Source organism: Streptomyces sp. T028 (assembly GCF_048159505.1).
In the GTDB taxonomy this organism is placed as follows: Bacteria; Actinomycetota; Actinomycetes; order Streptomycetales; family Streptomycetaceae; genus Streptomyces.
The window spans coordinates 108,151-133,714 of the sequence record NZ_JBLRVZ010000009.1 but is presented as its reverse complement, the minus strand read 5'-3'; the positions used below and the strand labels follow the sequence as shown (position 1 = coordinate 133,714).

Annotated in this window: 19 protein-coding genes, 2 tRNA genes and 4 pseudogenes; 12 read left to right on the top strand and 13 right to left on the bottom strand. The window is 70.5% G+C overall.

What is annotated here, in order from left to right; genetic code table 11:
- Nucleotides 1-35: 35 nt before the first annotated feature.
- From gyrA to ACLZN2_RS09430, 3 genes are all read left to right on the top strand, one after another.
- On the top strand, nt 36-2,630 hold the full coding sequence (gene gyrA, locus ACLZN2_RS09440; protein WP_416977912.1) for a DNA gyrase subunit A: 2,595 nt from the start codon (nt 36-38) through the stop codon (nt 2,628-2,630).
- Between the two features lie 19 nt (nt 2,631-2,649).
- Nucleotides 2,650-3,426 (top strand): DUF3566 domain-containing protein, encoded by a 777-nt coding sequence (locus ACLZN2_RS09435; RefSeq protein WP_416977911.1) that lies wholly within the window; start codon nt 2,650-2,652, stop codon nt 3,424-3,426.
- Nucleotides 3,427-3,536: 110 nt separating this feature from the next.
- A tRNA-Ile gene (locus tag ACLZN2_RS09430) sits at nt 3,537-3,613 on the top strand.
- Nucleotides 3,614-3,701: 88 nt separating this feature from the next.
- Here the strand turns inward: ACLZN2_RS09430 and ACLZN2_RS09425 are convergent.
- From ACLZN2_RS09425 to ACLZN2_RS09415, 3 genes and pseudogenes are all read right to left on the bottom strand, one after another.
- Nucleotides 3,702-4,532, bottom strand: a complete 831-nt coding sequence (locus tag ACLZN2_RS09425) for a tyrosine-type recombinase/integrase (RefSeq protein ID WP_416977910.1) — start codon at nt 4,530-4,532, stop codon at nt 3,702-3,704.
- Nucleotides 4,533-4,611: 79 nt separating this feature from the next.
- Nucleotides 4,612-4,846 (bottom strand): annotated as a pseudogene (locus ACLZN2_RS09420) (replication initiator); the annotation flags it as partial.
- 104 nt (nt 4,847-4,950) lie between these two features.
- Nucleotides 4,951-5,230: pseudogene (locus ACLZN2_RS09415) on the bottom strand (integrase core domain-containing protein); the annotation flags it as partial.
- Between ACLZN2_RS09415 and ACLZN2_RS09410 the strand changes: the two are divergent.
- Nucleotides 5,160-5,330, top strand: coding sequence for a hypothetical protein (locus tag ACLZN2_RS09410; RefSeq protein ID WP_416978096.1), 171 nt, complete (start codon nt 5,160-5,162; stop codon nt 5,328-5,330). The pseudogene ACLZN2_RS09415 and the gene ACLZN2_RS09410 overlap by 71 nt on opposite strands.
- A 260-nt stretch (nt 5,331-5,590) precedes the next feature.
- Nucleotides 5,591-5,677, top strand: a pseudogene (locus ACLZN2_RS09405) (IS5/IS1182 family transposase); the annotation flags it as partial.
- Between the two features lie 17 nt (nt 5,678-5,694).
- On the opposite strand, the gene ACLZN2_RS09400 reads toward ACLZN2_RS09405, so the two are convergent.
- The 4 genes and pseudogenes from ACLZN2_RS09400 to ACLZN2_RS09385 all read right to left on the bottom strand — a co-directional run bounded on the left by ACLZN2_RS09400 (nt 5,695) and on the right by ACLZN2_RS09385 (nt 12,700).
- The gene (locus ACLZN2_RS09400) at nt 5,695-6,909 is read right to left on the bottom strand and encodes a hypothetical protein (RefSeq protein ID WP_416977909.1); all 1,215 of its coding nucleotides are present in this window, start codon (nt 6,907-6,909) and stop codon (nt 5,695-5,697) included.
- A gap of 219 nt (nt 6,910-7,128) precedes the next feature.
- Entirely contained in the window at nt 7,129-7,491 is a 363-nt protein-coding gene (locus ACLZN2_RS09395; RefSeq protein WP_416977908.1) for a hypothetical protein, read from the bottom strand.
- Between the two features lie 218 nt (nt 7,492-7,709).
- Nucleotides 7,710-8,192: pseudogene (locus ACLZN2_RS09390) on the bottom strand (transposase family protein); the annotation flags it as partial.
- A 437-nt stretch (nt 8,193-8,629) separates the two neighbouring features.
- Entirely contained in the window at nt 8,630-12,700 is a 4,071-nt protein-coding gene (locus tag ACLZN2_RS09385) for an AAA family ATPase (protein ID WP_416977907.1), read from the bottom strand.
- Between the two features lie 490 nt (nt 12,701-13,190).
- Here ACLZN2_RS09385 and ACLZN2_RS09380 point away from each other — a divergent pair, with 490 nt between their 5' ends.
- On the top strand, nt 13,191-14,486 hold the full coding sequence (locus ACLZN2_RS09380) for an amidohydrolase family protein (protein ID WP_416977906.1): 1,296 nt from the start codon (nt 13,191-13,193) through the stop codon (nt 14,484-14,486).
- Between the two features lie 152 nt (nt 14,487-14,638).
- Nucleotides 14,639-15,157, top strand: coding sequence for a hypothetical protein (locus ACLZN2_RS09375; protein WP_416977905.1), 519 nt, complete (start codon nt 14,639-14,641; stop codon nt 15,155-15,157).
- Here the strand turns inward: ACLZN2_RS09375 and ACLZN2_RS09370 are convergent.
- The gene (locus ACLZN2_RS09370) at nt 15,142-15,915 is read right to left on the bottom strand and encodes a glycosyltransferase family 2 protein (RefSeq protein ID WP_416977904.1); all 774 of its coding nucleotides are present in this window, start codon (nt 15,913-15,915) and stop codon (nt 15,142-15,144) included. The genes ACLZN2_RS09375 and ACLZN2_RS09370 overlap by 16 nt on opposite strands.
- Nucleotides 15,916-16,084: 169 nt before the next feature.
- Entirely contained in the window at nt 16,085-16,837 is a 753-nt protein-coding gene (locus tag ACLZN2_RS09365) for a DUF6344 domain-containing protein (RefSeq protein WP_416977903.1), read from the bottom strand.
- A 256-nt stretch (nt 16,838-17,093) separates the two neighbouring features.
- On the opposite strand from ACLZN2_RS09365, the gene ACLZN2_RS09360 reads away from it, so the two are divergent.
- Nucleotides 17,094-17,222 carry a DLW-39 family protein gene (locus tag ACLZN2_RS09360; protein WP_003999697.1) on the top strand — a complete coding sequence of 43 codons (129 nt, stop codon included), beginning with the start codon at nt 17,094-17,096 and terminating at the stop codon, nt 17,220-17,222.
- A 190-nt stretch (nt 17,223-17,412) separates the two neighbouring features.
- Nucleotides 17,413-18,777 (top strand): hypothetical protein, encoded by a 1,365-nt coding sequence (locus ACLZN2_RS09355; RefSeq protein WP_416977902.1) that lies wholly within the window; start codon nt 17,413-17,415, stop codon nt 18,775-18,777.
- On the opposite strand, the gene ACLZN2_RS09350 is transcribed toward ACLZN2_RS09355, so the two are convergent.
- Together ACLZN2_RS09350 and ACLZN2_RS09345 are read right to left on the bottom strand one after the other, a co-directional pair.
- Nucleotides 18,741-20,333: a serine/threonine-protein kinase gene (locus tag ACLZN2_RS09350; protein ID WP_416977901.1), complete on the bottom strand. Its 1,593-nt coding sequence runs from the start codon at nt 20,331-20,333 to the stop codon at nt 18,741-18,743. The genes ACLZN2_RS09355 and ACLZN2_RS09350 overlap by 37 nt on opposite strands.
- Before the next feature lie 294 nt (nt 20,334-20,627).
- Nucleotides 20,628-21,176 carry a helix-turn-helix domain-containing protein gene (locus tag ACLZN2_RS09345; protein WP_416977900.1) on the bottom strand — a complete coding sequence of 183 codons (549 nt, stop codon included), beginning with the start codon at nt 21,174-21,176 and terminating at the stop codon, nt 20,628-20,630.
- Nucleotides 21,177-21,355: 179 nt separating this feature from the next.
- On the opposite strand from ACLZN2_RS09345, the gene ACLZN2_RS09340 reads away from it, so the two are divergent.
- Nucleotides 21,356-21,428: transfer RNA gene (locus ACLZN2_RS09340), tRNA-Ala, on the top strand.
- Between the two features lie 982 nt (nt 21,429-22,410).
- On the opposite strand, the gene ACLZN2_RS09335 is transcribed toward ACLZN2_RS09340, so the two are convergent.
- On the bottom strand, nt 22,411-23,139 hold the full coding sequence (locus tag ACLZN2_RS09335) for a DUF5324 family protein (RefSeq protein ID WP_416977899.1): 729 nt from the start codon (nt 23,137-23,139) through the stop codon (nt 22,411-22,413).
- A gap of 253 nt (nt 23,140-23,392) precedes the next feature.
- Here ACLZN2_RS09335 and ACLZN2_RS09330 point away from each other — a divergent pair, with 253 nt between their 5' ends.
- On the top strand, nt 23,393-23,920 hold the full coding sequence (locus tag ACLZN2_RS09330; RefSeq protein WP_416977898.1) for a peptidylprolyl isomerase: 528 nt from the start codon (nt 23,393-23,395) through the stop codon (nt 23,918-23,920).
- A 143-nt stretch (nt 23,921-24,063) separates the two neighbouring features.
- A complete protein-coding gene (locus ACLZN2_RS09325; RefSeq protein WP_416977897.1) occupies nt 24,064-24,957 on the top strand; it encodes a rhomboid family intramembrane serine protease in 894 nt (297 codons plus the stop codon).
- A gap of 257 nt (nt 24,958-25,214) precedes the next feature.
- On the opposite strand, the gene crgA is transcribed toward ACLZN2_RS09325, so the two are convergent.
- Nucleotides 25,215-25,469, bottom strand: a complete 255-nt coding sequence (gene crgA, locus ACLZN2_RS09320) for a cell division protein CrgA (RefSeq protein WP_133911038.1) — start codon at nt 25,467-25,469, stop codon at nt 25,215-25,217.
- Between the last annotated feature and the right edge of the window lie 95 nt (nt 25,470-25,564).

The window sequence follows — 25,564 nt, the reverse complement described above, 5'->3', positions numbered from 1 at the left end:
TCAGCTGACCGCACCAGGAAGGATCTTCACCAGCAATGGCCGACGAGAACACTCCCGTCACCCCTGAAGAGGGCGGCGAGCTCGCGATGCGCATCGAGCCTGTCGGGCTCGAGACGGAGATGCAGCGCTCGTACCTCGACTACGCGATGTCCGTCATCGTCTCCCGCGCCCTGCCGGACGTCCGTGACGGTCTCAAGCCCGTCCACCGCCGCGTGCTCTACGCGATGTACGACGGCGGCTACCGCCCCGAGCGCGGCTTCTACAAGTGCGCGCGCGTGGTCGGCGACGTCATGGGCAACTACCACCCCCACGGCGACTCCTCGATCTACGACGCGCTGGTCCGCCTCGCCCAGCCGTGGGCGATGCGCATGCCGCTCGTCGACTCCAACGGCAACTTCGGCTCCCCGGGCAACGACCCGGCGGCCGCCATGCGCTACACCGAGTGCAAGATGGCGCCGCTGTCGATGGAGATGGTCCGTGACATCGACGAGGAGACCGTCGACTTCACGGACAACTACGACGGCCGCTCCCAGGAGCCGACCGTCCTGCCGTCCCGCTTCCCGAACCTGCTGATCAACGGCTCCGCCGGTATCGCGGTCGGCATGGCGACCAACATCCCGCCGCACAACCTGCGCGAGGTGGCGGCCGGTGCCCAGTGGTACCTGGAGAACCCGGAAGCCAGTCACGAGGAGCTCCTCGACGCGCTGATCGAGCGCATCAAGGGCCCCGACTTCCCGACCGGCGCCCTGGTGGTGGGCCGCAAGGGCATCGAGGAGGCGTACCGCACGGGCCGCGGCTCGATCACCATGCGCGCGGTCGTCGAGGTCGAGGAGATCCAGAACCGCCAGTGCCTGGTGGTCACGGAGCTGCCCTACCAGGTCAACCCCGACAACCTCGCGCAGAAGATCGCCGACCTGGTCAAGGACGGCAAGATCGGCGGCATCGCGGACGTCCGTGACGAGACGTCCTCGCGCACCGGCCAGCGCCTCGTGATCGTCCTGAAGCGCGACGCGGTCGCCAAGGTCGTCCTGAACAACCTCTACAAGCACACGGACCTGCAGTCGAACTTCGGCGCCAACATGCTGGCCCTCGTCGACGGTGTCCCGCGCACGCTGTCCCTCGACGCGTTCATCCGCCACTGGGTGACGCACCAGATCGAGGTCATCGTCCGTCGTACGCGCTTCCGCCTCCGCAAGGCGGAGGAGCGCGCGCACATCCTGCGAGGCCTCCTGAAGGCCCTGGACGCCATCGACGAGGTCATCGCGCTCATCCGGGGCAGCGAGACCGTCGAGGTCGCGCGCACGGGCCTGATGGCCCTTCTGGAGATCGACGAGATCCAGGCGAACGCCATCCTCGAGATGCAGCTCCGCCGACTGGCCGCCCTGGAGCGCCAGAAGATCGTCCAGGAGCACGACGAGCTCCAGGCGAAGATCACCGAGTACAACGCGATCCTCGCCTCGCCGGTCCGCCAGCGCGGCATCGTCAGCGAGGAACTCGCCGCGATCGTCGAGAAGTTCGGCGACGACCGCAAGAGCATGCTGGTGCCCTACGACGGTGACATGTCCATCGAGGACCTGATCGCCGAGGAGGACATCGTCGTCACGGTGACGCGCGGCGGTTATGTCAAGCGCACCAAGACAGTCGACTACCGCGCCCAGAAGCGCGGCGGCAAGGGCGTGCGCGGCACGAAGCTGAAGGAAGACGACATCGTCGACCACTTCTTCGTCTCCACCACGCACCACTGGCTGCTGTTCTTCACCAACAAGGGCCGGGTGTACCGGGCGAAGGCGTACGAGCTGCCGGACGCCGGCCGGGACGCGCGCGGTCAGCACGTCGCGAACCTGCTCGCCTTCCAGCCGGACGAGGCGATCGCCGAGATCCTCGCCATCCGCGACTACGAGGCGGCGCCCTACCTGGTCCTCGCCACCAAGGGCGGCTTGGTCAAGAAGACGCCGCTGAAGGATTACGATTCCCCCCGTTCCGGCGGTGTCATCGCGATCAACCTCCGGGAGACGGAGGGCGGTTCCGACGACGAACTGATCGGTGCCGAACTCGTCTCGGCCGACGACGATCTGCTGCTGATCAGCAAGAAGGCACAGTCGATCCGCTTCACGGCCACGGACGAAACGCTCCGCCCCATGGGCCGCGCCACCTCGGGTGTCAAGGGCATGAGCTTCCGCGAGGGGGACGAGCTCCTCTCGATGAATGTTGTTCGACCCGGTACGTTCGTGTTCACTGCCACAGACGGCGGGTACGCGAAGCGGACCGGCGTCGACGAGTACCGCGTCCAGGGTCGCGGCGGCCTCGGTATCAAGGCCGCCAAGATCGTGGAGGACCGCGGTTCGCTCGTCGGCGCGCTGGTGGTCGAGGAGACGGACGAGATCCTCGCCATCACGTTGTCGGGCGGTGTGATTCGTACGCGAGTCAACGAGGTCAGGGAGACGGGCCGTGACACCATGGGCGTCCAACTGATCAACCTGGGCAAGCGCGATGCCGTCGTGGGTATCGCACGCAACGCCGAGGCGGGGCGCGAGGCGGAGGAGGTCGACGGCGACGAGGCCGTGGACGAGACCGCCGAAGGCGCCGCGACCACCGGCATGGACGAGGGTGAGGCGCCCTCGGCCGAGTAGGCACGAGGAGTGAGTCATCGTGAGCGGAGCCACGGGCGCCGGTACGTCTGCCGGCACGGACAAGAACGGCGGCGGCCGTGGCTCCGCCGCGCCGGAGGGGGACGCGCGCAAGACCGGCGCGCGGGGCGCGGAGGGACGTGAGCAGGACACGCACACGACCCAGCTGAAGGCGATCAAGCCGGCCGCCGCCGACGCCCCCTCCTCTTCGCCCGACACGCAAGGATCCAAGGGATCCCAGGGGGGAACCGTGACGGACACCAGAGGTCCGCAGGCCCAGCAGCCGCCCTCGCCGCTGCCCGCCGACCGGCCGGCCCAGCAGCCTGCCGCGGCGCCGTACCACCCGCCGCAGGCCTACCCGACCCAGGCGACCCCGCCGGGCACGGTACGGCGTCCGCGTACCGGCGTCGGCGCCCGCACGGTGCCGCGGGTACGCAAGGCGCGGCTGCGGGTCGCGAAGGCCGATCCGTGGTCGGTGATGAAGGTCAGCTTCCTGCTGTCGATCGCGCTCGGCATCTGCACGATCGTCGCGGCGGCGGTGCTGTGGATGGTCATGGACGCGATGGGGGTCTTCTCCACGGTCGGCGGCACCATCTCCGAGGCCACCGGCTCCAACGAGTCCAATGGCTTCGACCTGCAGTCCTTCCTGTCGCTCCCCCATGTCCTGATGTTCACGGCGATCATCGCGGTCATCGACGTCGTCCTCGCGACGGCGTTGGCCACCCTGGGCGCGTTCATCTACAACCTCTCCGCCGGCTTCGTCGGCGGCGTGGAGCTGACCCTCGCCGAGGACGAGTGAGCTGCGGCTAAACCCACCGTGGGCGGTCCCCCGACAACCGATTTTGGGACTGCCCACGTCGTGCGCTAATCTTCAGGAGTCAGCGCGCGGGACACACCGCAGAGCGCGGCGGGGCTATAGCTCAGTTGGTTAGAGCGCATCCCTGATAAGGATGAGGCCACAGGTTCAAATCCTGTTAGCCCCACCAGCGAAAAGACCCCCGGACCATCGGTCCGGGGGTCTTTTGACACCCATGGTTGACACCAACGAGGGCGACCAGCGGCGAACGGCTGCGGTCAGCCGCTGAGCGGGTCTTCGAGCAGCTCTGCGAGCATCGTCACAGCCTCCCGCTCACTGTCCCCCACGACGTGCGTGTACACGTCCATGGTCATGCTGATCTGGCTGTGGCGGAGGATCACCTGAGCGACCTTGGGATGCACCTTCAGGAAGGCCAGGAGGGCGCCGCAGGTGTGCCGGGCGAGCCGGACCGTGATGCGGCGGACGCCGGCGCGCTTGACGAGGCGATCGGCGGCCGCAGAACTCTGGTAGCGGCAGCACGGCCTGTGAGGACTCCGTCTTGAGGTCTTGAGGACCAGGCCCACGCCTTTCTCCCGCTGCACCTGCTTGACCGGGGTGAAACGGCCGGCCTCGAAGTCGATGTCCTGCCAGCGCAGGCCGAGGACCTCACTTCGGCGGAGGCTGAGGACGAGCACCAGGACGCAGGCCGCGTAGAGGCGGTGCGCGCGGACGGAGCGCAGGAACGTGATCGCCTCCCGGGCGCTCCAGGCCGTGCCCTTGTCCTTGGAGACCTTGGGCATGTCGACCAGGAGTGCGACGTTGCGCGTGAGCAGCTCCTCGCGCATGGCCCGGTTGAGGGCGTTCCGGAGGACGCGCAGCACCTCGAAGCGGGTGGCCGCGCCTGCCTCTTCCGGCCGCAGCGTGGCCATGAGGGCGCGGAGCTGGGCGGGCGTCAGCTTGGTGAGCGGCTTCTTGCCGAGGTGGGGGAGCAGGTAGAGCCGGACCTTGGATTCGTACTTGGCGTACGTGTTGTGCTCCCGTTCCGGCTTGACGATGTGCTCCAGCCAGTACGGCAGCCACTCGCCGAGCGTCCAGGTACGCGAGGGCACCGGGATGCCGTTGCGCTCCTGGTCCGGAAGCTTGCCGAGCTTCTCGTCCGTCTCGTCCCACGTGGCGCCGTAGACGGTCTTGCGAAGGTGTCGCGGCGGTAGACCTCGGCGCAGGCGGGGCAGCGGGTGGTGCGGCGGTTGTTGCAGCGGACGAGGAGTTGGCCGGCCGGGAGGGTGGTGGAGTCGAGGTGCTGGAGGACGCGGCCGATCTCACCGGTCGCGGTGTCGACGTCGTACTCGGTGCGGTGGCCGTCAAGGCGGATCGGGTGGGTGCAGCCGCCGAGGCCGGAGAGCCGGCGGAGGATACCGGGCAGGGTGCCGTCTGCGGCGAGCTTGCCGAGTTCCGGGAGTGGGGGCGGGTGGGGCGGGCGAAGATGGCGGTGGAGGCTTCCCCCCGAAGCAGGGACACCGTTTGCCATGCGGCAGCGGCCGGCGTAGCTGATCGCTGTTCGAAGGCGATCGGGCTGATGTAGCCAAGCCCCGAGTGCCTGCGTCGCGTGTTGTAGCGGGTGACCCATCGGAACACTGCGAGACGGGCCTCGCGTGCTCCCGGCCAGCGTTTCTTTCCTTGCAGAGTCTCTCATTTCAAGGTCGCGTTGAAGCTCTCCGCGGCCGCGGTCCGCGCTGGTGCCGACCGCTCCGCGCGAGCGGGTCACGCCGAGCGTGCGGCACGCCTTCGCGAACTCCTTCGACGCGTACTACGCGCCGTTGTCGTGGATCTCCCGGATCCGCCTCGCCTGCCGGGCATTCTCCCGGGCCCACGCCAGGCGGGCCGGGGCGGCCTTCAGCCACCGGTAGAACCCGGACCGGGAGACCTGGACGGCCGCCCCGACGCCAGCAAGGCCGTGAGTTCGACGACGATCACTTTCCTGCCGCCGCCGGCGCCGGAGCCCACACTGCCCACGACCACGGTCCCCCAGTACGTCGGCCCCGGCAGGACCAGCAACCGCATGACACGCGTCCTGGCCATCCTCCAGGCAGAACCCCAACGGCTATGGCGCTCAAGGGACATCGCCGAGCAGCGAAAACGCCAACTACCCGGCCTTGGGGAAAGGCCCGACGGTGGCTACCGGGGCACCGGCCCGGTCATCCCGCACCGCCGCGAGAAGGGCCAGAGTGAACTCCCCGCCTGGAAAGAGGAACACAGAGCACCAGTGCCCGGTCAGCGCAGGGTGAGTACTGGGAACCAGCGGCCCTCGTCGTGCAGATTCGCCGTCCGGAAGCCGGAAAGCGGAGTCACCTTGCCGTCCAAACCGACCAGGAGCAGCTGGTTGCGGAACTCACCTCCGCCGGGGCTGCAGCGTTCGGGAGCGCACCGCCAGACGATGAGGTGACTGTTGTCGGCCCACGCGAGCAGCTGCTGGCCGGGGATCACCGCAGCCCGCTTGCCGGTCTTCGCATTCCTTATCTCGGAGACGATCTCGTCGCCTTTCCCCACGAAGGCGCCAGTCACCAGGTTTCCGTCGGGAGACAGGACCGTCTCCGGGTAGGGCAGACGCGTCTCCGTATCCGGGGCAGGCATCCTCTTGCCGGTCACGCCATAATAGATCTTGCCCATCTTGTCGTTGCCGGGTTCCCACACCAGCTTCCCGTCACGGCTCCAGTGGAAGTCCTGCCGCCCTCCGACTGGGATCACCTTATTCTTCTTGGCCGGGCTCTCGGTGAAGTCCGCCTTGCCGGAGGCGACATCGATCACGTAGAAGCCGGTGCGGCTCTGCTTCGGCCCCGGCACGCTCTTGCCGTTCAGCTTGTAGGACGCGTCCTTGAACAGACCGTCCGGGTTGAGGCGGTACGTCGTCGCCAGCAGGCGTTTGCCGTCCGGTGAGAACTGCACACTGCCGACGCTCCTGTCGACCATGATCCAGCGCTGAACCTTGCCCGTGGCCAGGTTCAGCAGTCCTATCCGGTCGACGGGCAGGTCACGCTCAAGCACCGCCGCGGTCTGCATCTCGGGGGCAACGTCCAGCCAGGCCCAGTCGGCCTTCTCGTACCGCTCGGTGGCCGTGTTGAGCAACCGCCACTCGTAGGTGCCGGTCGCGTTCCCGTTCGGCAGCCTCACGAGCTTCTTCGTGTAGTACGCCGAGACGGCACTTCTTCCCGCAGCGATCAGTTCTCGAGGAGGCGACTGATTCGGGTGCGCCGCCACGCTCGTGACATCGGTCACGCCCGCAGGCCCCTCCTGCGCATCACCGCCGGGCCGGGCGAGCGACACCGCGAGCCCCGCGACTACGACCGCCGCGACGACGGCAGCCAGCGCGAGGCGTCGAGGCTTGCGACGGCGCAACAGCGGCTGTGGCCGTTCGGCAGATTCCGCGGCCGGTCGCGCCACCGAGGAGGACACCTTGAACGCTGTGCGGGCATGCGGGTCGGGAGTCATACTCATACCTCCACGGGGCAGATGACCGGGCCGGAGATCTGGTCGGCAAGTGTGAAAGACAGCGAAGTAGTCCACCGCGTGCACAGCCCCCTGTGCCTACGAACAACGAAGGGGGCTGCCCCCGCAACACCGGAGCAGCCCCACCGCAGTAGTTCTCAACCCACGACAAGATCAAGCAGCAAGATGAGTGCACGGGGTGAGAGCTGACGCACCCGCTGTTTACTCACGGAACCAGTCGGAGTAATAATCGTCTCCGCCGCCATTCCACCAGATGTGCATCCGGACGGCGCGGATTCCGACGTTGTATCCCTGCTTGTCGCAGCCGTCGTCGCCACCGTCGTTGAGGTAAACCACGATCGCCATGTCGGCGTTCTGCACATTACCGCTCACGCCGTGCCCATCGGGGCTGGTGTCACAGATCGAGAACACATCGCCGTCGTCCGTGAATTTCATGTAACCACGGTTATACGGAAGTTTGACGGTCTCGTTGGTGAGGGCCTGCGCCGAGGGAGACATCCCCACGACCAAGGTGGCGGACGCACTGACGACCAGCGCTGCACGAGCTAGCTTTGACTTGACCACGATTCCCCCGTTCTATGAGGCGGCTTACCACTTACCTGTGATGCCGCAACGATCCGAACGCTAGTTCGCCTCTCGCGTGCGTGTCCACATCAAACTGACCCCGCCAGTCCTTGTCATCATTCTGTAACCCTGCTCAGAGGCGTGGCAGCGCCTCGATGGCGCACCCCGTGACCTCGTCCACCTTGCCGAGGGGCGAGATCATGACCAAGGGGTGTCCCGTCCCATGCTTTGCAGTCGTTGCGGTTGCCGGGCAGTGGCCGGCCGACGGCGACGACGAGCCGGGTGTCGGCGTCGATGACGACCTGGCGGTTGGTCGAGTACCGGTGGTTCTTCGACTACTCGGCGACGGGGTGGTCGCGGGTTAGGGCCAGGGTGCTGTCCACGATCAGCACGGTGTCCTTGCGGAACCGCTTGCGCTGCTGGAGCGCGAGTGCAGGGCCGAGGTGGTCGATGATGCGGTCAGCGGCCGACTTCGACACCCCGAGCAGTGGCGCCAGCTGCCGCAGCGTCAGGTTGGTTCGCCAGTACGCAGCAACCAGCAGAACCCGGTCTTCCAGCGGCAGGCTCCACGGCCGGCCCTTGCGGACGGGGTCTGCACCCTCGCGCCGCAGCGCGGTGGTCAGCTTGCTGAACTGACGCGTGCTCAGCCCGGTGAACGGGCCTGTCCGGGAAGGCTCCGAAGCCGTGATCACACCAGACACGGCAAGATCATATCGCCCTTGACCAGCAGTTACGGGACAGCCTTTAGGTGACATCGGATAGCGCGGCGGAGACGAGGAAGGCCTTGCGACGGTTTGGGGGTCATGGGTCAAGTCCCCCGGGCGGGCGGGCGGGCGGGCGGTTGGTTGGCGCTGGGCGCGTTCGCCTCCTCAGTGCCTGTTCGACCATGAAGAGGCAGCCGGGACCGGCCGGACACCTCGGTCGTTGATCCAGGACGACGCCATCACGGTCCCAGGACATGACCAACTCGGCTGTTTCACGTGAAACGGCGTCTGTGTCCGGGCATGGAAAGACCCGGTCGCTGGCGACGGGGGATGCACCAGCGACCGGGCTTGGGCCAAGGCTAACAAGGGAGGTTGATCAACGGGAGGCGACTGGTCGGGCGGAGTGGGGAGTTGTGACTGGGATCACTTCCCGGTCAGGTCGGGCACGGAGGATCGTACGAGAGGCGGGGGAGGTACTCGTGCCACTTCTCCGGGGTGAGGACGTTGCGGGTGGTGGCGCAGATGTGGGTGACGGCCTGGTCGACGTCGAGGTTCCAGAGACGGACGGTGTCGGCGCCGCTGGAGACGCCCAGCATCCGGCTGTTGGGGCTGAAGGAGAGGAAGTTGCCGGTCTTGGCGCTGGGGCTCATCGACTGGCCGATGGGGGAGGCGTGGGAGGGGACGCGGACGTTCCAGAGACGGACCGTGTTGTCGTTTCCGCCGCTGGCGAGCGTGCCGCCGTCCTTGCTGAACGTCAGGGAGACCACCGCCTCGGTGTGGCCGGTGAGGGGGGAGCCGAGGTCGCCCGCCTGCGCGAGGTTCGTGATGTTCCACAGGCGGACCGTGTCGTCGTCGCTGCCGGAGGCCAGGGTTCTGCCGTTGGGGCTGAAGGCGAGGGCGTTGATCGGGCCTGAGTGGCCCGTCAAGGGCTTGCCGATGCCCGTCGTACGGCCCGGGTCCGTCACCTTCCACAGGCGGACCGTGCCGTCCGCGCTGCCGGAGGCCAGGGTTTTGCCGTCGGGGCTGAAGGCGAGGGCGTTGACGTAGCCGCGGTGGCCGGTGAGTGGCTCGCCCAGCGGGGTGACGTGGGCCGGGTCGGTCACGTTCCAGAGCTGGATCGTGCGGTCGTCGTAGCCGGTCGCCAGGGTCCTGCCGTCGGGGCTGTACGCGAGCGCGTCCGGGCCCGTGAAGCGGGTGCGCAGGGTGATCGGGGCGCCGTGGGAGACGGGGCGGGCCGGGTCGGTGACGTCGTAGAGGTGGACCGCCCGGTTGCCTGTCAGGATCGCGAGGGTGTGGCCGTCGGGGGAGAAGGCCAGGGAGCGGTAGCCGCCGTCGGCGGCCATGAAGGGCTTGCCGAGCGGCTCCGGGCGGTCCGGGCGGGCCACGTTCCACAGGCGGATGCGTCCGTCGCGGGCGGCGGTGCCGAGCACCCGCCCGTCCGGGCGGAACGCCCCGGTGCTGCCGATCATGTCCGCCGTGGGCACCGACCACAGCCGGATCTTGTTGTCCCCGCTGCCGGTGGCGAGGGTGGTGCCGTCCGGGCTGAAGCCCAGCGCGTACATCTCGCCGCTGCTGCCCGCGAGGGGCTCGCCGACCTGGGACGGGTACGCCGGGTCGCTGACGTTCCACAGGATGGCCGTGCTGTCCGCGCTGGCGGCGGCGAGCAGCGAGCCGTCCGGCGAGAACGACACGGACCACACCGGGCCGGTGTGGCCGGTGAGCGGGGTGCCGAGGGCGGTCGGACGGGCGGGGTCCGACACCTTCCACAGCCGTACGGTGTCGTCCGCGCTGCCGGAGGCCAGGGTTCTGCCGTCCGGGCTGAACGCCACGGAGTGGATCGTGCCGTCGTGGCCGGTCAGCGGCTTGCCCAGGAGGCGCGGCCGGCTCGGATCGGCCGTGTTCCACAGGCGTACGGCGTTGTCGTCGCCGCCGGTCGCGAGCGTACGGCCGTCGGGGCTGAACGCCACGGAGCGCACGGCGGCGGTGTGGCCGGTGAGGGTGGCGAGGGACTTCGGCGCGGACGGGTCGGCCACGTCCCACAGGCGGACCTTGCCGTCCTCGTTGGCGGAGGCCAGGGTGCGGCCGTCGGGGCTGAAGGCGACCAGGTAGACCGTTCCGCCGCCGGCCTTCATCGGTTCCCCGAGGGGGCGGGGAGCGGTGGGCCTGTTCACGTCCCACAGGCGGACCGTGCCGTCGTCGCCGGCGCTGGCGAGCGTATGGCCGTCGGGGCTGAAGACCGCGCTGCTCACCCAGCTGGTGTGGCCCGTGAGGGGCTTGCCGAGCGGCTCGGGGCGGGAGGGGTCGGCCACGTCCCACAGGCGGACCGTGCGGTCGTAGCTGGCGGTGGCCAGAAGGCTGCCGTCCGGGCTGAAGGAGGTGAGGTAGACCGCGCCGGTGTGGCCGAGGAGCGGGGTGGCCAGCGGGGCGTTGACGATCGAGATCAGGCGGTTGCGGGCGCCCTCGTCGTCCGGGCGCAGCCGGTGGGCGACCAGGTCGAGCTGGGCCGACAGCGACGGGTCCGTGTACTGCACCCGGTCCGCCTCGGCGACCACCTGCTCGAACACGGCGTCGTTGCGCTGTTGCCAGGCGACGGCGGCCGCGCCGACCGCCAGTACGGCCAGCACCACCAGGGCCGACACCGCGCCGCGGCTGATCAGCACCGTGCGTCGGCGCAGCCGGACCGACGCGGCCAGGAAGTCCACCGCGCTGCGGGTGAGGAAGGTGTCGCCGGCGGACTTGGCCCAGGTGTGGGCCTGTTCGAGGCGTGAACCCCGGTAGAGCAGCGAGGAGTCGCGGTGCGAGCCCTCCCAGGCGCGGCCGTCCTCCTCCAGGCGCTGGCGCAGCAGATGGTCGCTGCGGTCCTCGTCGATCCACTCGCGCAGCCGTGGCCACGCGGTCAGCAGGGCCTCGTGGGTGATCTCCACGGACTCCGCGTCCAGCGTCACCAGCCGGGCGCGCACCAGCGCCTCCAGGGACTCCTCCGTCGCGCCGGGGTCCGTCGACTCCTGCGCCAGCTGACGGCGGGTGCCGCGTCGGCGGGTGGCCTGGGTGTCCTCGCCGAGCCGGACCAGCCGGAGCAGCAGCAGCCGCGCGGCCGTGCGGGCGGCCGGGTCGAGGCCTGACCAGGCCCGTTCGGCGGTCGCGGCGACCGCGCCCTGGATGCCGCCGGCCGCGCGGTACCCGGCCAGGGTCAGCCGGCCGCCCTTGCGGCGCTGCCAGGTGGCGAGCAGGGCGTGCGAGAGCAGGGGCAGTACGCCGGCGTCGTGGGCGCCACGCGGGCCGTCGGCGCTGACCTCCCGGACGATGAGCTCCGCGAGGCCGGGTTCGAGCTCCAGTCCCACGGCCTTCGCGGGTCCCGTGACCGCCTCGCGCAGCTCGGCCGTGGTGAGCGGGCCGAGGACCATGTGCCGGTGCTGGAGGGCGTCGGCCAGTTCGGGGTGGGCCAGGCACTGCTCGTAGAAGTCGGCCCGGATGCCGAGCACGACCAGCACCGGGGCCGGCTCCTCGGTCCCGTCGGGCATCGCCGCGGCGTGCAGCATCTGCACGAAGAGGCGTCGGATCCGTTCGTCGGAGCAGAGGGTGAAGACCTCCTCGAACTGGTCCACGATCACGACGGCCTGTCCGGACCCGGCCGCCTCGCGCTGCGCCCAGCGGGCGACGGCCTCCCGCACGGACCGTGCGAACGGCAGCGAGACGGGGTCGCCCGCCCAGTCGAAGCTCCGCGCGAGGATCGCGAGCTCGGGGATCTTGGCGGCCAGCTCGCCGAGCGGGTCGGCGCCGGGGACCAGATGCACGACGTCCCCCCGCGGTGCTCCCGTCCCCTCCTCCCCGTCCTCCGCGTCCCCGAGCGCCCCTTCCCGCAGCGCCGGCACCAGACCGGCACTGAGCAGGGAGGACTTGCCCGCGCCCGAGGCGCCCACCAGCATCACCAGGCCGCCCGAGCCCCGGGCCGCGCGCAGCTGGCCGACCAGGGCCTCGGTGCTGCGCTCCCGGCCGAAGAACCAGCGGGCGTCCTGCTGACGGTAGGAGGCCAGGCCCCGGTACGGGCACACGCTCCCCGGAACGGCGGACTCGCCCGAGGCCGATCCCGATCCCGAGCCTGTGCCCGAGGCCGTCTGCTCCTTCTCCGCGTCCTCCGCGGACACGGCGCCCTCACCGGCGGCGACCGGGTCGGCCAGCGCGCGCTCCCACAGCCGCTGCCACTGGGGCATGTCGTACAGGCCGGGGGAGACCGGGGCGGGCCGGGCGCGGCGCGCGTCGGGGATCAGGACGTGCAGGACGGCGGCGAGGGCGGCGAAGTGGGCGGGGACGTTCCTGGCGCGGCGCCAGTCGCTGATCCGCTGAGCGGACACCCGCACCGGGCGTCCGCGCTCGTCGACCCGCTGCAGCCGGGCGACCGCCTCGGACACGCGTTTGAGGGGCGGGTTGCCGGCCTCCCTGTACAGCAGCGCAAGGCGTTCCGCGAAGGCTGTGCGCGCCCCTGAGTCGGAACTCAAGGCCTCCACCCCTTTACTTCCCCCGCACCTGGAATCCGGACCGGAAAACTCACTTTATACGGCTGACCTGCGGCGACGAGATTGACCGGATGCGGGTACCCTCCTCGCCGCGAGCCGCAACTGGCAGGATCCGAAGGGCGACCGGACGTCACCCGCACCGTTCGGCAGCGGTCCGCACGAGGGGAGGGACCGGTGCCGAACGGTGTGGCGTGCGCGATGGTGTGTGCGATGCGCACCGGTCACTTTCCGCTCCTCGGTTCCCGAACCGGGTTGAGCTACCCAGGGCTCGCGGCCCCCACGCATTGATCCACTGCCCGGGCCGGTTCCCGATCACCTTTGGCCGAGACCAGGACCCTGCCGTCCTGCATACCTGCTGTCCGGACGCTTGATGCCCGCTGTCCGGACGCCCACTGTCCGGATGCTTGATTCGCGTCTGGTGAGAATGTAGTTTTCAAAAACCGAGAGTGCGGATCCAGCAGGGCGTGCGGGAGGCACTGACATGCAACGGGACGACCTGATCCTGATCAGCGTGGACGACCACATCATCGAGCCGCCGGACATCTTCGTGAACCACCTGCCGAAGCGGTACCTGGACGACGCGCCGAAGCTCGTCCACCGCGAGGACGGCAGCGATGTGTGGCAGTTCCGGGACAACACCGTGGGCAACGCCGCGCTCAACGCGGTCGCCGGGCGGCCCAAGGAGGAGTACGGCCTCGACCCGCAGGGTATGGACGAGATCCGGCCCGGCTGCTACGACGTGCATGAACGCGTGAAGGACATGAACGCGGGCGGTGTCCTCGCCCAGATGAACTTCCCGTCCTTCCCCGGCTTCTCTGCGCGGATGTTCGCCACCGAGGACTCCGACTTCTCCCTCGCCCTCGTGCGCGCCTACAACGACTGGCACATCGACGAGTGGTGCGGGGCGTACCCCGGCCGGTTCATCCCCATGGCGCTGCCCGCCATCTGGAGCGCCGAGCTCACGGCGGCCGAGATACGGCGGGTCGCGGCCAAGGGCTGTCACTCGATGACCTTCCCGGAGAACCCGGCCGCCCTCGGCTACCCGAGCTTCCACGACCCGTACTGGAACCCGGTGTGGCAGGCGGCCTGCGACACGAACACCGTGCTGTCGGTGCACATCGGCTCCTCCGGCCGGCTCGCCATCCCGGCCGTCGACTCGCCGCCGGACGTGATGATCACGCTCCAGCCGATCAACCTCGTCCAGGCCGCCGCCGACCTGCTGTGGTCCCGGGTCCTCAAGGACTTCCCCGACCTCAGGATCGCGCTGTCCGAGGGCGGCACCGGCTGGATCCCCTACTTCCTGGAGCGCGTCGACCGCACCTTCGAGATGCACGCGACCTGGACCCTTCAGGACTTCGGCGGCAAGCTCCCCTCCGAGGTCTTCCGTGAGCACTTCCTGACCTGCTTCATCACCGACCGGCTGGGCATCAGGCTGCGGCACGAGATCGGCATCGACAACATCTGCTGGGAGGGCGACTACCCGCACAGCGACTCGCTGTGGCCGGACGCGCCCGAGCAGCTCCACCAGGTGCTGGCGGACTGCGCCGTACCGGACGCGGACATCGCGAAGATGACCCACGAGAACGCGATGCGCTGGTACTCCTTCGACCCCTTCACCCACATCCCGCGCGAGCAGGCCACGGTCGGCGCGCTGCGCAGGGCCGCGTCCGGCCATGACGTGAGTGTGCGCTCGCGCAGCCGGCAGCTGACGGAGCCGGTGGACAAGCTGGAGGCGTTCCGGGCCAGGGCGCGGGCTGCGATCGCGGCGGCGCAGTAGGGAAGGCGCAAGGCGGTAAGGCAGGAGGGAAGGCGCAAGGCGGTAAGGCGGCAAGGCGGGAGGGAAGGCTCAAGAAGGCCTGGATAGCTGACGGTCCGTCAGATATCGTCGCCCCGCCGTGCCGATACGGCGATACGGAAGGGGTGAGCGCCATGGAGACTCGTCAGGACAGCCAGACCGGTCAGAGCCGTCCCCGGAGCCCGCAACCGCTGGGGGCCCCGCGCTGGGTCGCGATGTTCCACGACCCGTCCTCGGATTCCTGGCGGCCCGCCGCCGAATCGCCCGACCGCACCCCCGTGCTGTACGCGATGGGTGAGATGACGCAGGTCAAGCGGGCACGGGGGGAGGAGGTGGCGGTCGACCTGTGGGGGCCGAAGGAGGGCGAGTGGCACCTCTTCGACCCGGCCGGTGCCCCTGCTCCTGCCCCTACCCCCGCTCTCGCTCCGGTGGCCGCCGGGAGCCCGGGAACCGCCGGTCCCACCAAGCTCGCCGAGCGCATGGAGGACCGCCGGCACCAGGTGCTCATGGCCGGGCTGAGCAAGGCGGGCCTGTACGACCTCACCCCGGACGACATCGCGGCCGTACAGGCCCTGGTCGACCGGGCCGACGAGACCACGCTGCGCCAGGTGGCCCACTGGCTGGCCGTGGCCGCGGGTCAGCCCGCCGGGTAGGTCCAGCCGAGGGACGCCAGCGCCCGCGCCCTGGCCTCCGCGACCGCCATCCGCGCCGCACGCTCGGCGGGGTCGACGTGCGAGGCCTGGCCCGTGGCCTGGCCTGCCCACTTGCGGTAGAAGAGCCCGGCCTCCGGGGTGAACCAGCCGCGGCTCACCGCGTTCAGCGCGAGCAGCAGGCCGGTGTCCTCGGAGGCCGGCAGCGCCATCCAGCCGCCGAGCGCGGTCAGCAGGTCATGGCGTACGAAGAGGGAGGCCGGGTGCACCTGGGCGCGGTGGTCGTGCGCCTTCCAGTGGTCGAGGACGGCGCCGCGTTCGAGGGGCCCGCCCGCGGGATCGCCGGGGAAGCCGACGGTGGAGCCGTCGGGGAGGAGGTCCAGGACCCGGGAGGTGGCCCAGCCGAGGACGGGATCGCCTTCGAGGGCGGCTAAGTCCCGGGCGAGCGCGCCGGGCGTGAGCAGGTCGTCGGCGTCCAGGACCTTCACGTACGACCCGTCGCTGTGCGCCAGCGCGATCGTGCGGGCGACGCCGGGCCCGCCGGGGCGGCCCTGCCGGAAGGTCACCCGGGAGTCGTCGGGGACGTATGGGCGGACCTCGTCCGTCGTGCCGTCCTCCTGGATCACCCAGTGCCACTGCCAGTCCGCGGGCAGTCTCTGCTCGCGCAGCGACTTCCAGGCCTCGGGCAGATACCGGGCCGAGGGCGCGTGCACGGCGGTGAGGACGACTATGCGGCGGCTTCGTTCGTGGTCCTGGAGCACGGCCTCAGGTTAGTGGTGTGATGTGTACATGCGGCGAAGGCCCGGGCGCTCCGGGGAGCTGCCGGGCCTGCATCGTGCGGTCTGTACGCAGGTCGCCGTCACGTTCTTGCGTGGGTGGATCCGAGCGGGTTCGGTCTGCCGATCTCGATGGCCGGGGATTCTCGGATGCTCAGCGCTGGAGCGGGATCGAGGGCTCTTCCGCGTCCGCGTCCGCGTCTTCGTCAGCGTCCGCGTGGTCGCAGGTCGTGGCCTGCTCGGCCGCCTCCACGTCGTTGAGGGGGAGGTGGCGGCAGTTGGGGGACTTGCCGTGGGCCTCGGCGAGAATGCGCTGCTTCATCGTGGGGGGCAGGGAGCGGGAGTGGAACCAGTCCCAGGGGGAGGCCGCGGACGGGATCATGGTCGGCGCACCGCCGGCGACCGGGGTGCCGGGACGCTTACCGCCAGGGATCCCACGGGCGGGGCTCATGGCGCCGACGTCCCCGCGACCGGCGGACTCGCCGCTCGGGATCTCGCTGCGGACGGGCTCGTGACCAGGGATTTCGGTGCGGATGTTCTCACCGCTGGGGAGCTCGGCGCGAACGCTCTCGCCGCGCGGGCTTGCGGCGCCGACGCTCTCAATGCCGGGGCTCGACGAGCCGAAGCTCTCACGGCCGAAGCTCTCGCTGGCGAAGCCTTCACGGCCGAAGCTTTCACCGTCGAAGCTTTCGCTGAAGACACTCTCACTCCCCGGACTCGCCTCGCCGAGGCTCTCGCCGTGCGGGGTCCCGCCGCTGCCGGTGGCCTTCTCGCCGCCGGTGTGCGTCGGTCCCGTCTGCGCCGTCGCGGTCGCGGCGGTCGAAGCGACGAAGCCGAGCGCCGTGCACAGCGCGAGGAACGCGGTGACGATGGCGGTCCACAGCCTCATGAGTCGGTTCACGGTCATGCCCCTCACCTTCAGGTTGGGCGATTTGCGTACTTTGCTCATGATGTGTATGGGGAGCGTGAACCGGGGGACCGACGCACACGACGAGGCGATGTTCCGATGAACACCACTCGTATGGACGCACCGGGGAAAACGGGTCACAGGGCGGCCGGAAGCGGGAGTTGGCGGGCCCGACGCAGGTCACCGATCGATATCGGTCGGTGTGTATAGTCGGGCGCCAGAGGTCCCCTACGTCAAGGAAAGACGAGGTCGCGCGGTGAAGAAGCTGCTCCTGGTCGCACTGGCCGCCATCGGCGGTCTCCTCGTGTACCGCCAGATCCAGGCGGATCGCGCCGAGCAGGACCTGTGGACGGAGGCGACTGACTCCGTGCCCACGGGTTCGTGAGTACCGACATCAGAGACTGAGACCGAGATCAGACCCCGGCCGCCGAAGCGGTCGGGGTTTCGTGTTGCGCGGGTGCCGGTTTGCGGATAGAGGCGGGCGTTCCGGGCGGCCGTGGGGAATGTGGGGGTGGACGCGGGGGCGGCGGGGCAGGATGGGCCACGTTCGGACCAAGGCGAGGGGGCGGGTTCTGATGGCCCGGCGTAGGGGGCGTACGGGGCGCGCGATGGCGGGGCTGCGCGCCGTGGTCATGGGCGTGCTGCTCTGCTGGGCGCTCCCGGCGCCGGCGGCCCTCGCCGCGCCCGACGTCCCGTCGTACGCCTTCGCCGACGACGTCCGCGAGGCCCGCGCCGCGACCGGTGCCTCGGGGGCCGTACATCTGCGGGCCGGAGCGACGTACAGGAGCACCCTCGAGGGCGGCGGGAAGGCGTACTACCGCCTCGATCTCGACGAAGCCTCCACCATGTATGTCGCTGTCACCGCGATTCCCCGCCCCGGGAGCACGCCCGCCGTCGGCGACGGCATCAACGTCTCGGTGCAGGACGCCAACAGCGGGAGTTGCTCCTACGAGTCCGCCACGATCGGCGCCGCACGCAGCCCGCAGCCGGTGACGGCCTGGGGCGCGCGGGAGATCCGGCCCGGGAAGGGGCTGTGCCAGAAGGCGGGCACGTACTACGTGGTCGTCGAACGGTCGGATACCGGCACCGGGGCCGGGGCCGGGGAGACGGTCGACGACCCCTGGGAACTGGAACTCGCGCCCGTCACCGAGCCGCCGCTCGCCAGGACCGGCACCACGAGCACACCCGAGGCCTGGGACTCCGCGACCCCCGCACCGCAGGCCGGGGAGCCGGTCGCGCGCCCCGGCGGCGCGGGCTTCACCGCGGCGACCACCGTCGGGCAGGGCGTCTGGAGCGACGAGGTGGTCCCCGGCGAGACCGTCTTCTACCGGGTGCCGGTCGACTGGGGGCAGCAGCTGTACGCGGAGGCCGAGCTGGCCGGCGGCACCACGAGCAGCGCCACCGGGGCCGGGACCGGGACCGGGTACGTGGTGGACGCGCTGGAGCTGACCCTCTACAACCCGGTGCGCGCCAAGGTCGTGGCCCGGGGCACCGGCTACGGCGGCACCCAGAAGTCGGCCTCCCTCGACCCCGTCCCGCCCGTCCGGTACGCCAACCGGTACGCGCCCACCGACCCGCAGAACAGCCTGCGGTTCGCCGGCTCCCACTACCTCGTCGTCCATGTCTCCGCGCAGGTCGCCGAGCAGTTCGGGGACGGCCCCTACGAGGTGACCCTGCGCGTCCGCCTCGGCGGTACCCCGGAGTCCGGGCCGGAGTACCTGGGACGGGCCGAGCCCAGCGGGATCTTCGGCGCGGACACGGGCTCCGGCGAGGTTGGGGGATCCGTGACGACCGGGGACGACCCCGTGATGCGGGCGGTCGCGGTCGCCGGCATCGGAACCGGGACCGTGCTGCTGCTGTTCCTCGGCGGATGGACCCTCACCGCCCGGCGCCGCACCTCCGCTCAGATCCGCGCCAGCGCCCAGAACCCGACGGCGTAACAGGTCAGCGCGAGCAGCAACAGCGGCAGCGCGACCTTGAGGGGCGGCCCCGGCCGCCGCTGCCGTACGGCCCGGTGACCCCGAGGCCGCGGGGCCGCCGACACCGGGTCCTGAGCGGTGTAGGAGGCGGTGGCGGTGCTGGAACGGGCCAGGGCGAAGGTGGGGTCGTAGGGGGCGGGGATCGGGGTGGGGGTGGGGGTGGCGGTGATCGTGGGGAGCGGGGGCGGCAGGTGGAAGCTGCCGGTGTCCGACATGGACGGCGTGGGGGTTGGCGTGGCGGTCGGGGTGGGGGTCGGTGTAGGGGTCGGTGTAGGGGTTGGTGTCGGGGTGACCGTAGGGGGATGCGCGGGCGGGCTCGGGGTGCTCGGCAGGGAGGGAGCAGCGGTCGGCTGCGGGGGGACAGGGGTGTGAGGGGACGTTTCGCCTGGACCGGCCGGGCCAGGGGGAGTGTTCGGCCGGGCGGGAATGGGCCCTGCGGCGGGGGGCGTGGCCGGCGGGGCGGGCACGAGACGCTCGCCGGTGTGGCTCGTATGGCCGGTAATACTCGTATTGCCGGTATTGCCGGTATGGGCCGCGTGCGGAGTCGATCTCGGTCCGGTCCCCTCGAAAGGCTGGGAAGGCCCGGAAGGCCCGGAAGGTCCAGAAGGCCCGGAGGGCGTCTTCTTCGGGAGCGGCTTCAGGGGCCCCTCAGGGGCGAACCCCTGCGGGAGAGCCCCGAGTTGGTCGAAGATCTCGATGAGCTCGTCGTCGGGGCCGGGCTCCGGGAGGAGTTCCGCGGCTGCCGCCAGCGCCTTGCGTGCCCCCGTGGCCGTACGGAAGCGGGCCTCGGGGTCGGGCTGCAGCAGCATGGCGACGACCTGCCACAGCGGATCCGGGATTCCCTTGGGGGCTCCGGGAGTTCCGTGCTCGGCGAAGTACTGCACCAGCGCCTTGGCGTCGGGTTTGGCACCTTCGATGAGATACAGCGCGACCAGACCTACGGCGAACAGGTCGGCGGGGAAGTCGGGTTCGGCGCCGAGCATCTGCTCGGGGGCGAGGTAACCGGGCGTCCCCACCACGAGGTTGGTCTCGGTCAGACGCGGTTCGCCCAGCCGCATCGCTATGCCGAAGTCGGACAGCCGCAGGCGGGGGCGGGCGGTGCCGGTGGCTTCGAGGAGGATGTTCGCCGGTTTGATGTCACGGTGGACCACGCCCTCGGCATGCACGGCGGCGAGTCCGGAGAGGAGTTGGTCGAGCAGGGTGCAGACGAACGCGGGCGGCAGCGGTCCGTAGTCGTTGACGAGGTTGACCAGTGACCCGCCGGCCACGAGGTCCATGGTGAACAGCACCTTGTCGTCGTCCGCGGCCCAGCTGGCGGGCGCGAGCACATGCGGGTGGTCGATCCGCAGTCCCTGCTCGCGGACGAACCTCAGCAGGGAGTGGGCGTCCCGCTGCTGGAGCACCTTCGCGGCCACGTACCGGCGGCGGCGGTGGTCCCAGGCACGCCAGACCGCGCCGACCCCTCCGCGCCCGATCGGGTCGGCCAGTTCGTACCGTCCGGCGAAGACCTCACCCATGGCAGTGCGTCGTTCCTCCCCCTCGGCTGTCCCCCGCTATCCCCTCGCTACCCCCGCGACGAGCGCTGCGACCCCCGTGTCCCCGCGGTCCTTCCGGCTGACCCCTCCGGCCCTGCGGGTATGTCCCCCGTGCCCCCGTACCTGTTCCCCCGAATACCCCGTACTCGCCTCCGAGTACCTCGTACACATCCCCCATGTGTCCCGTACGCGTCCCCCGTGTCCCCCGTACGGATCCCCCACTGGCCAAGCGCGTGCGTCCGGTGCCGAACCCCCTTCAGCGACCGGTCCGACGGCTCAGTTCTGGTGGGACTGGTAGTGCGTGACGGCGTCCGAGGTACGGCCGGCGCCGTACACCCGGAGGAACTCTGCCAGTTCCGGGTGGCTCGGGGCGAGGGTGTCGGCGGCGTCGATGATGTCGCCGGCGGCGGCCACCGAGCGCAGCAGCGACTGGATCTCGCGGACCACCCGCTTCACCGTGGGCGCCCCCGAACTGCTCGTCGTGGTGGTGGTGTTGCTGAGCACGGAGCCCCCTTGCGACCGCTTGATCTCGTCCATCCGCTCGGTGGCCTCGGCGGCGCTCACGCTGCCGTCCGCGACCTGTCCGGCCAGCTCCTGGAGCAGCTGCACACGCTGCACCACGGCCGGGTTGCCGATCTTCGCCCGCTGACCGCTCATCAGCTGGGACAGCATCGGCGCGGACAGTCCCAGTACCCCCGCGAGACGAGCCTGGTTGAGGCCAAGATCGTCGATGAGCTTACGGAAGAGCGCCCCCAGTGGCTCTCCGTACCAGTTCCGCTGAAGTTCCCGCGCTCTCGCGGTCGCTTCCTGTTGTGCGGCGTCCATTGCGTCTCCCCATCGCTTCCCCAGAACATCCACGGTTCGCTGTAGCGAACCACGTCGAGCATCTTACGGAGAGTGGTCATCCACGGGGACCCCTAATCTTTTTGCGAGATACCCCCGGTGACCCGGTACTCTGGTCCCCGGCGGCCACCGGGACGAGCTCCCGGCCGGACGTCCCTTCCGGGGCCTTAGCTCAGTTGGTAGAGCGCTGTCTTTGCATGGCAGATGTCAGGGGTTCGACTCCCCTAGGCTCCACCTCCGGAAAGCCCCTCTGACCTGCGAAAACGTGGATCGGAGGGGCTTTTCTCGCGGGTCGACGCCCGGCCCCGCCCGACCGGTCGGCCGGACCCCGCCCCCTGTCCGGAAGGACACGGCCCCAGGGCGACGGCACGCGGAACGGCGAACTCCGGCAGGGCGAGGTCCCGTTCGGGGACCGCCACCGGGCAGGCCCGACGACACAGCACCCACGGCGGCGGGAAACGAGCGCCCGAGACGCGCCACCTCCCGGGCGACCGTCCCGGGGGCACCTCGCGCCACCTCCCGGGCGACCGTCCCGGGGGCACCTCGCGCCACCTCCCGGGCGACCGGCCCCGGGGCACCCCGTGCGCCACGTCCCGGGGGTGTGCCGGCAAAGCACGGCCCGCGCCACGCGCCTGGGTGGCAGGCCACTCGCCGTCCCGGGCAACCGGCCCAGCGGCACTCCGCGCCACGTCCCAGCCATGTGCCGGCAAGGCACGGCGCGCCTGCTCGGCCCGCCACTTGTCCCCCGCCCCCGGCCCCGCCCTCGCCCTCGCCCTCGCCCCCGCCCCCGCCACCGCCCCCGCCCCCGCCCCCGCCCTCGCCCTCGCCCCCGCCACCGCCCCCGCCCTCGCCCTCGCCCTCGCCCCCGCCACCGCCGCCGCCCTCGCCCCCGCCACCGCCCCCGCCACCGTCCTTGAGCCTGCGCCGTCCCCGCCGATGTCTCCCCGCCGTCCCGCCTCAGCGCCTTCTGTGTCTTCGCCGCCCGTCCCGCGTCAGCGCCTCCCGTGCCTTCGGCCGCCCGCGTCCCGCGTCTCCGCCGCCCACCCTGAGCGTTCGTCATCCGCCCTGCGGCCGCGCCGCCCTCCCCGGCCGTGTGCCGACAAGGCGCGGCACACGGCATGGCGCGGCACAGCCCGGCAAGCCCCGGCCGCAGGCATGCCACCGGGGCGGGAGACCCTCCGGTCTCCCGCCCCGGTGTGTGGTGGGGGGACGGGCGTCAGCCGCGGTCGTCGTCGCGGTCGGCCGCCTCGTCCTCGGCCTGCTTGGCCTGGACCTCCGGGTCCAGGACGGAGGCGTCACCGCTGCCGTCCACCGAGGTCAGACTGCCGGAGGCGGGTACCTCCGTGGGGGCGGGCGGTTCGACCAGCCAGTCGGGGTTGGCCTGCCTGTCCCACCACTTCCAGGCCGCGAAGGCACCGCCGACGACCACGCCGGCCACGAGGAGGATCCTGGCGGCCTTGCCGGCCCGGGCCCGCCGCCGGTGCCTGCGCACGAGCCGCTCGATCTCCTTCGGCGTCACCTGGCCGCGCAGCGCGGCCACCGCGGCGATGCTCCGGGCGGCGGCCTCGTCCTTCATGGGCCCTGCCGCGGCGACCGCCTGTTCGATCCTCGGCCGGGAGTATTCGGCCGCCTGCCGGGAGTACTCGGCGGCCTGCCGGGCGGCGATCCGGGTACGGGCGGCCGCCTCGTGCGCGGCCTGGTCGACCTTCGGCGGTACGTGCGTCCGCGCCAGTTCCAGCCGGGGCGCGACATGGGTGTCGTACTGGGCGCGGGCCTGCTCGGCGGCCAGTGACACCTTGGGCGCGAGTCGTTCACGGGCCTCCTGCGCGTACTGCGCGGCCCTTTCCTTGGCCGTGTCGGCGTAGGGCGCCACCACTTCCGCGGCGTGCAGCACGCTGTCCTTCGCCGAGCCGGTCGCGGCGCGCACGCTGTCGATGCGGGTCACGGGTTCCTCCTCCTCGGTGGCGTACGTATTTCGACTTTCCACCCTTTTACGGATCATGCCTGCCGGTGGCCGTCACGGCACGCGCGGACGGGCATCCGGGTGCCGGGCGGGTGTGACAGGGGGCCGGGCGAGTGCCATAGGGGATGAATACGGGCAACGGGACCTTCTCGTCGACAATGCCACGGATCGGCGCCGCCCGCTCCCGTCCGTGCGAGGATCGGGGGATCACACGAGCACAACGGAAGGCAGGATCGTGGCAGAGCAGCTCTACGCCACCCTGGGGACCAACAGGGGCGACATCGAGATCCGGCTCTTCCGGGACTTCGCACCGAAGACGGTCGCCAACTTCGTCGAGCTCGCCACCGGCGCGCGCGAATGGGTCCACCCCGCCACCGGCGAGCGGTCCACGGCTCCCCTGTACGACGGCACGGTCTTCCACCGCGTGATGAGCGGGTTCATGATCCAGGGCGGTGACCCGCTGGGCAACGGCACCGGTGACCCCGGCTACCAGTTCCCCGACGAGTTCCACCCCGAGCTGCGCTTCGACCGGCCGTATCTGCTGGCCATGGCCAACGCGGGCCCGGGCACCAACGGCTCCCAGTTCTTCATCACCGTCGCCCCGACGGCCTGGCTCAACCGCAAGCACACGATCTTCGGGGAGGTCGTCGACAAGGCGGGCCAGAAGGTCGTGGACGAGATCGCGGCCACCGAGACCAACCCGCGCACCCACCGCCCGCTCCGGGACGTCTTCATCGAGTCGGTCGTCGTCGAAAAGCGGTAGCACCGCCCCGCCCGGGGCAGGAACCATTTGCCCCGCTCGTCCGTAAGGATGAGCAGGGAGAGGCCTCGTATGCGTGTCCCGCACGCTCGTATGCGTGTCCCGCACGACTGTGTGTCCCGCACGACGACGAACTGGGGGAGCTCATGGACCAGGCGCCAGGCAGCCGGCCGGACGGCACCCACAGCGGGCTGCCCTCCTGCTACCGGCATCCGGGCCGGGAGACCGGCATCCGGTGCACCCGCTGCGAGCGGCCGATCTGCCCGGAGTGCATGGTCAGCGCCTCCGTGGGCTTCCAGTGTCCTACGTGCGTCCGTGAGGGCACGGGTACGGGGCATCCGCCGGCGGCGTCCCGGCCGCGCACCCTCGCCGGGGGCTCCGTCGCGGGCGACCCCCGCCTGGTGACCAAGATCCTGATCGGTCTGTGTCTGGCGGTCTATCTGGTCCAGCTCGCCGTCGGGGACCGTTTCACCACCAGTTTCGAGCTGCTCGGCCGGGCGTACGTGCCGGTCCTCGGCGGTGTCGAGGGCCTCGCCGAGGGCCAGTGGTACCGGCTGCTGACCCCGATGTTCCTGCACGGCGGCGTCGTCCACATCCTGTTCAACATGCTGAGCCTCTGGTGGCTCGGCGGCCCCCTCGAACAGGCGCTCGGCAGGGCCCGCTATCTGGCGCTGTACTTCGTCTCCGGCCTGGCGGGCAGTGCGCTGACGTATCTGATCGCCGAGCCCAACCAGCCGTCCCTGGGCGCCTCGGGCGCCATCTTCGGCCTGTTCGGCGCCATGGCCGTCCTGATGCGCCGGATGCGCTACGACATGCGGCCGATCATCGCCCTGCTGGTGATCAACCTGATCTTCACGTTCGGGTGGAGCAACATCGCCTGGGAAGCTCACATCGGCGGTCTCGTCGCGGGCGTGATCATCGGCTACGGCATGGTCCACGCCCCGCGTGAGCACCGGGCCCTGGTGCAGTACGGCACGTGTGCGGTCGTGCTGGCCGCGGTGGTCGTGTTGACCCTCCTGAGGACCGCCCAGCTCACCTGAGCGCCCTGTTGTCCACAGTGGGTGGCGAATCTTGTGCACAACGTGCGGGAACGGCGACGCCCCCTGCCGAAGACCGGCGTTCATGCAGGTCAGGCAGGGGGCGAACGGATTTTCGAGGAGCGGTGACTGCCGGTAGTTACGTCATACCGGCGTCAACCTCCGGCGAGTTATCCACAGATCGTCGTTTCTTTTCCCCACTCTGTGGACAGAAGACTCAGGCCTGTGGATAACTCAGCGCCGCTGCTTGCGCCGCGCCGCTACTTCCACTGCGTGGAGACGCCGAACCCGGCCGCGATGAAGCCGAAGCCCACCACGATGTTCCAGTTGTTCAGGCTGTCGATCGGCAGCGTGCCGTCCGTCACATAGAAGACGACGATCCAGGCCAGCCCGATCAGGAACATGGCCAGCATCACAGGTGCGACCCAGGCGCGGTTGGTCAGCTTGATCGCGGTCGCCTGCTTCGCCGGCGGCGGCGTGTAATCGGCCTTCTTGCGGATACGTGACTTCGGCACGAGGGTCTCTCCTGTCGATGCGCTGCGTGGCCGCGCAGGTACTGGTCGGGCTCGGGGGCTTCGTACTAGGGGACTGAGGGCCTCCCCCGGGCGTC

Excerpts from the sequence above, each read along its gene's own strand:
- gyrA (WP_416977912.1), top strand. The coding sequence starts at position 36 with ATGGCCGACGAGAACACTCCCGTCACCCCTGAAGAGGGCGGCGAGCTC.
- ACLZN2_RS09400 (WP_416977909.1), bottom strand. The coding sequence starts at position 6,909 with ATGACTCCCGACCCGCATGCCCGCACAGCGTTCAAGGTGTCCTCCTCG.
- ACLZN2_RS09380 (WP_416977906.1), top strand. The coding sequence starts at position 13,191 with ATGCAACGGGACGACCTGATCCTGATCAGCGTGGACGACCACATCATC.
- ACLZN2_RS09375 (WP_416977905.1), top strand. The coding sequence starts at position 14,639 with ATGGAGACTCGTCAGGACAGCCAGACCGGTCAGAGCCGTCCCCGGAGC.
- ACLZN2_RS09365 (WP_416977903.1), bottom strand. The coding sequence starts at position 16,837 with ATGACCGTGAACCGACTCATGAGGCTGTGGACCGCCATCGTCACCGCG.
- ACLZN2_RS09355 (WP_416977902.1), top strand. The coding sequence starts at position 17,413 with ATGGCCCGGCGTAGGGGGCGTACGGGGCGCGCGATGGCGGGGCTGCGC.
- ACLZN2_RS09350 (WP_416977901.1), bottom strand. The coding sequence starts at position 20,333 with ATGGGTGAGGTCTTCGCCGGACGGTACGAACTGGCCGACCCGATCGGG.
- ACLZN2_RS09345 (WP_416977900.1), bottom strand. The coding sequence starts at position 21,176 with ATGGACGCCGCACAACAGGAAGCGACCGCGAGAGCGCGGGAACTTCAG.
- ACLZN2_RS09325 (WP_416977897.1), top strand. The coding sequence starts at position 24,064 with ATGGACCAGGCGCCAGGCAGCCGGCCGGACGGCACCCACAGCGGGCTG.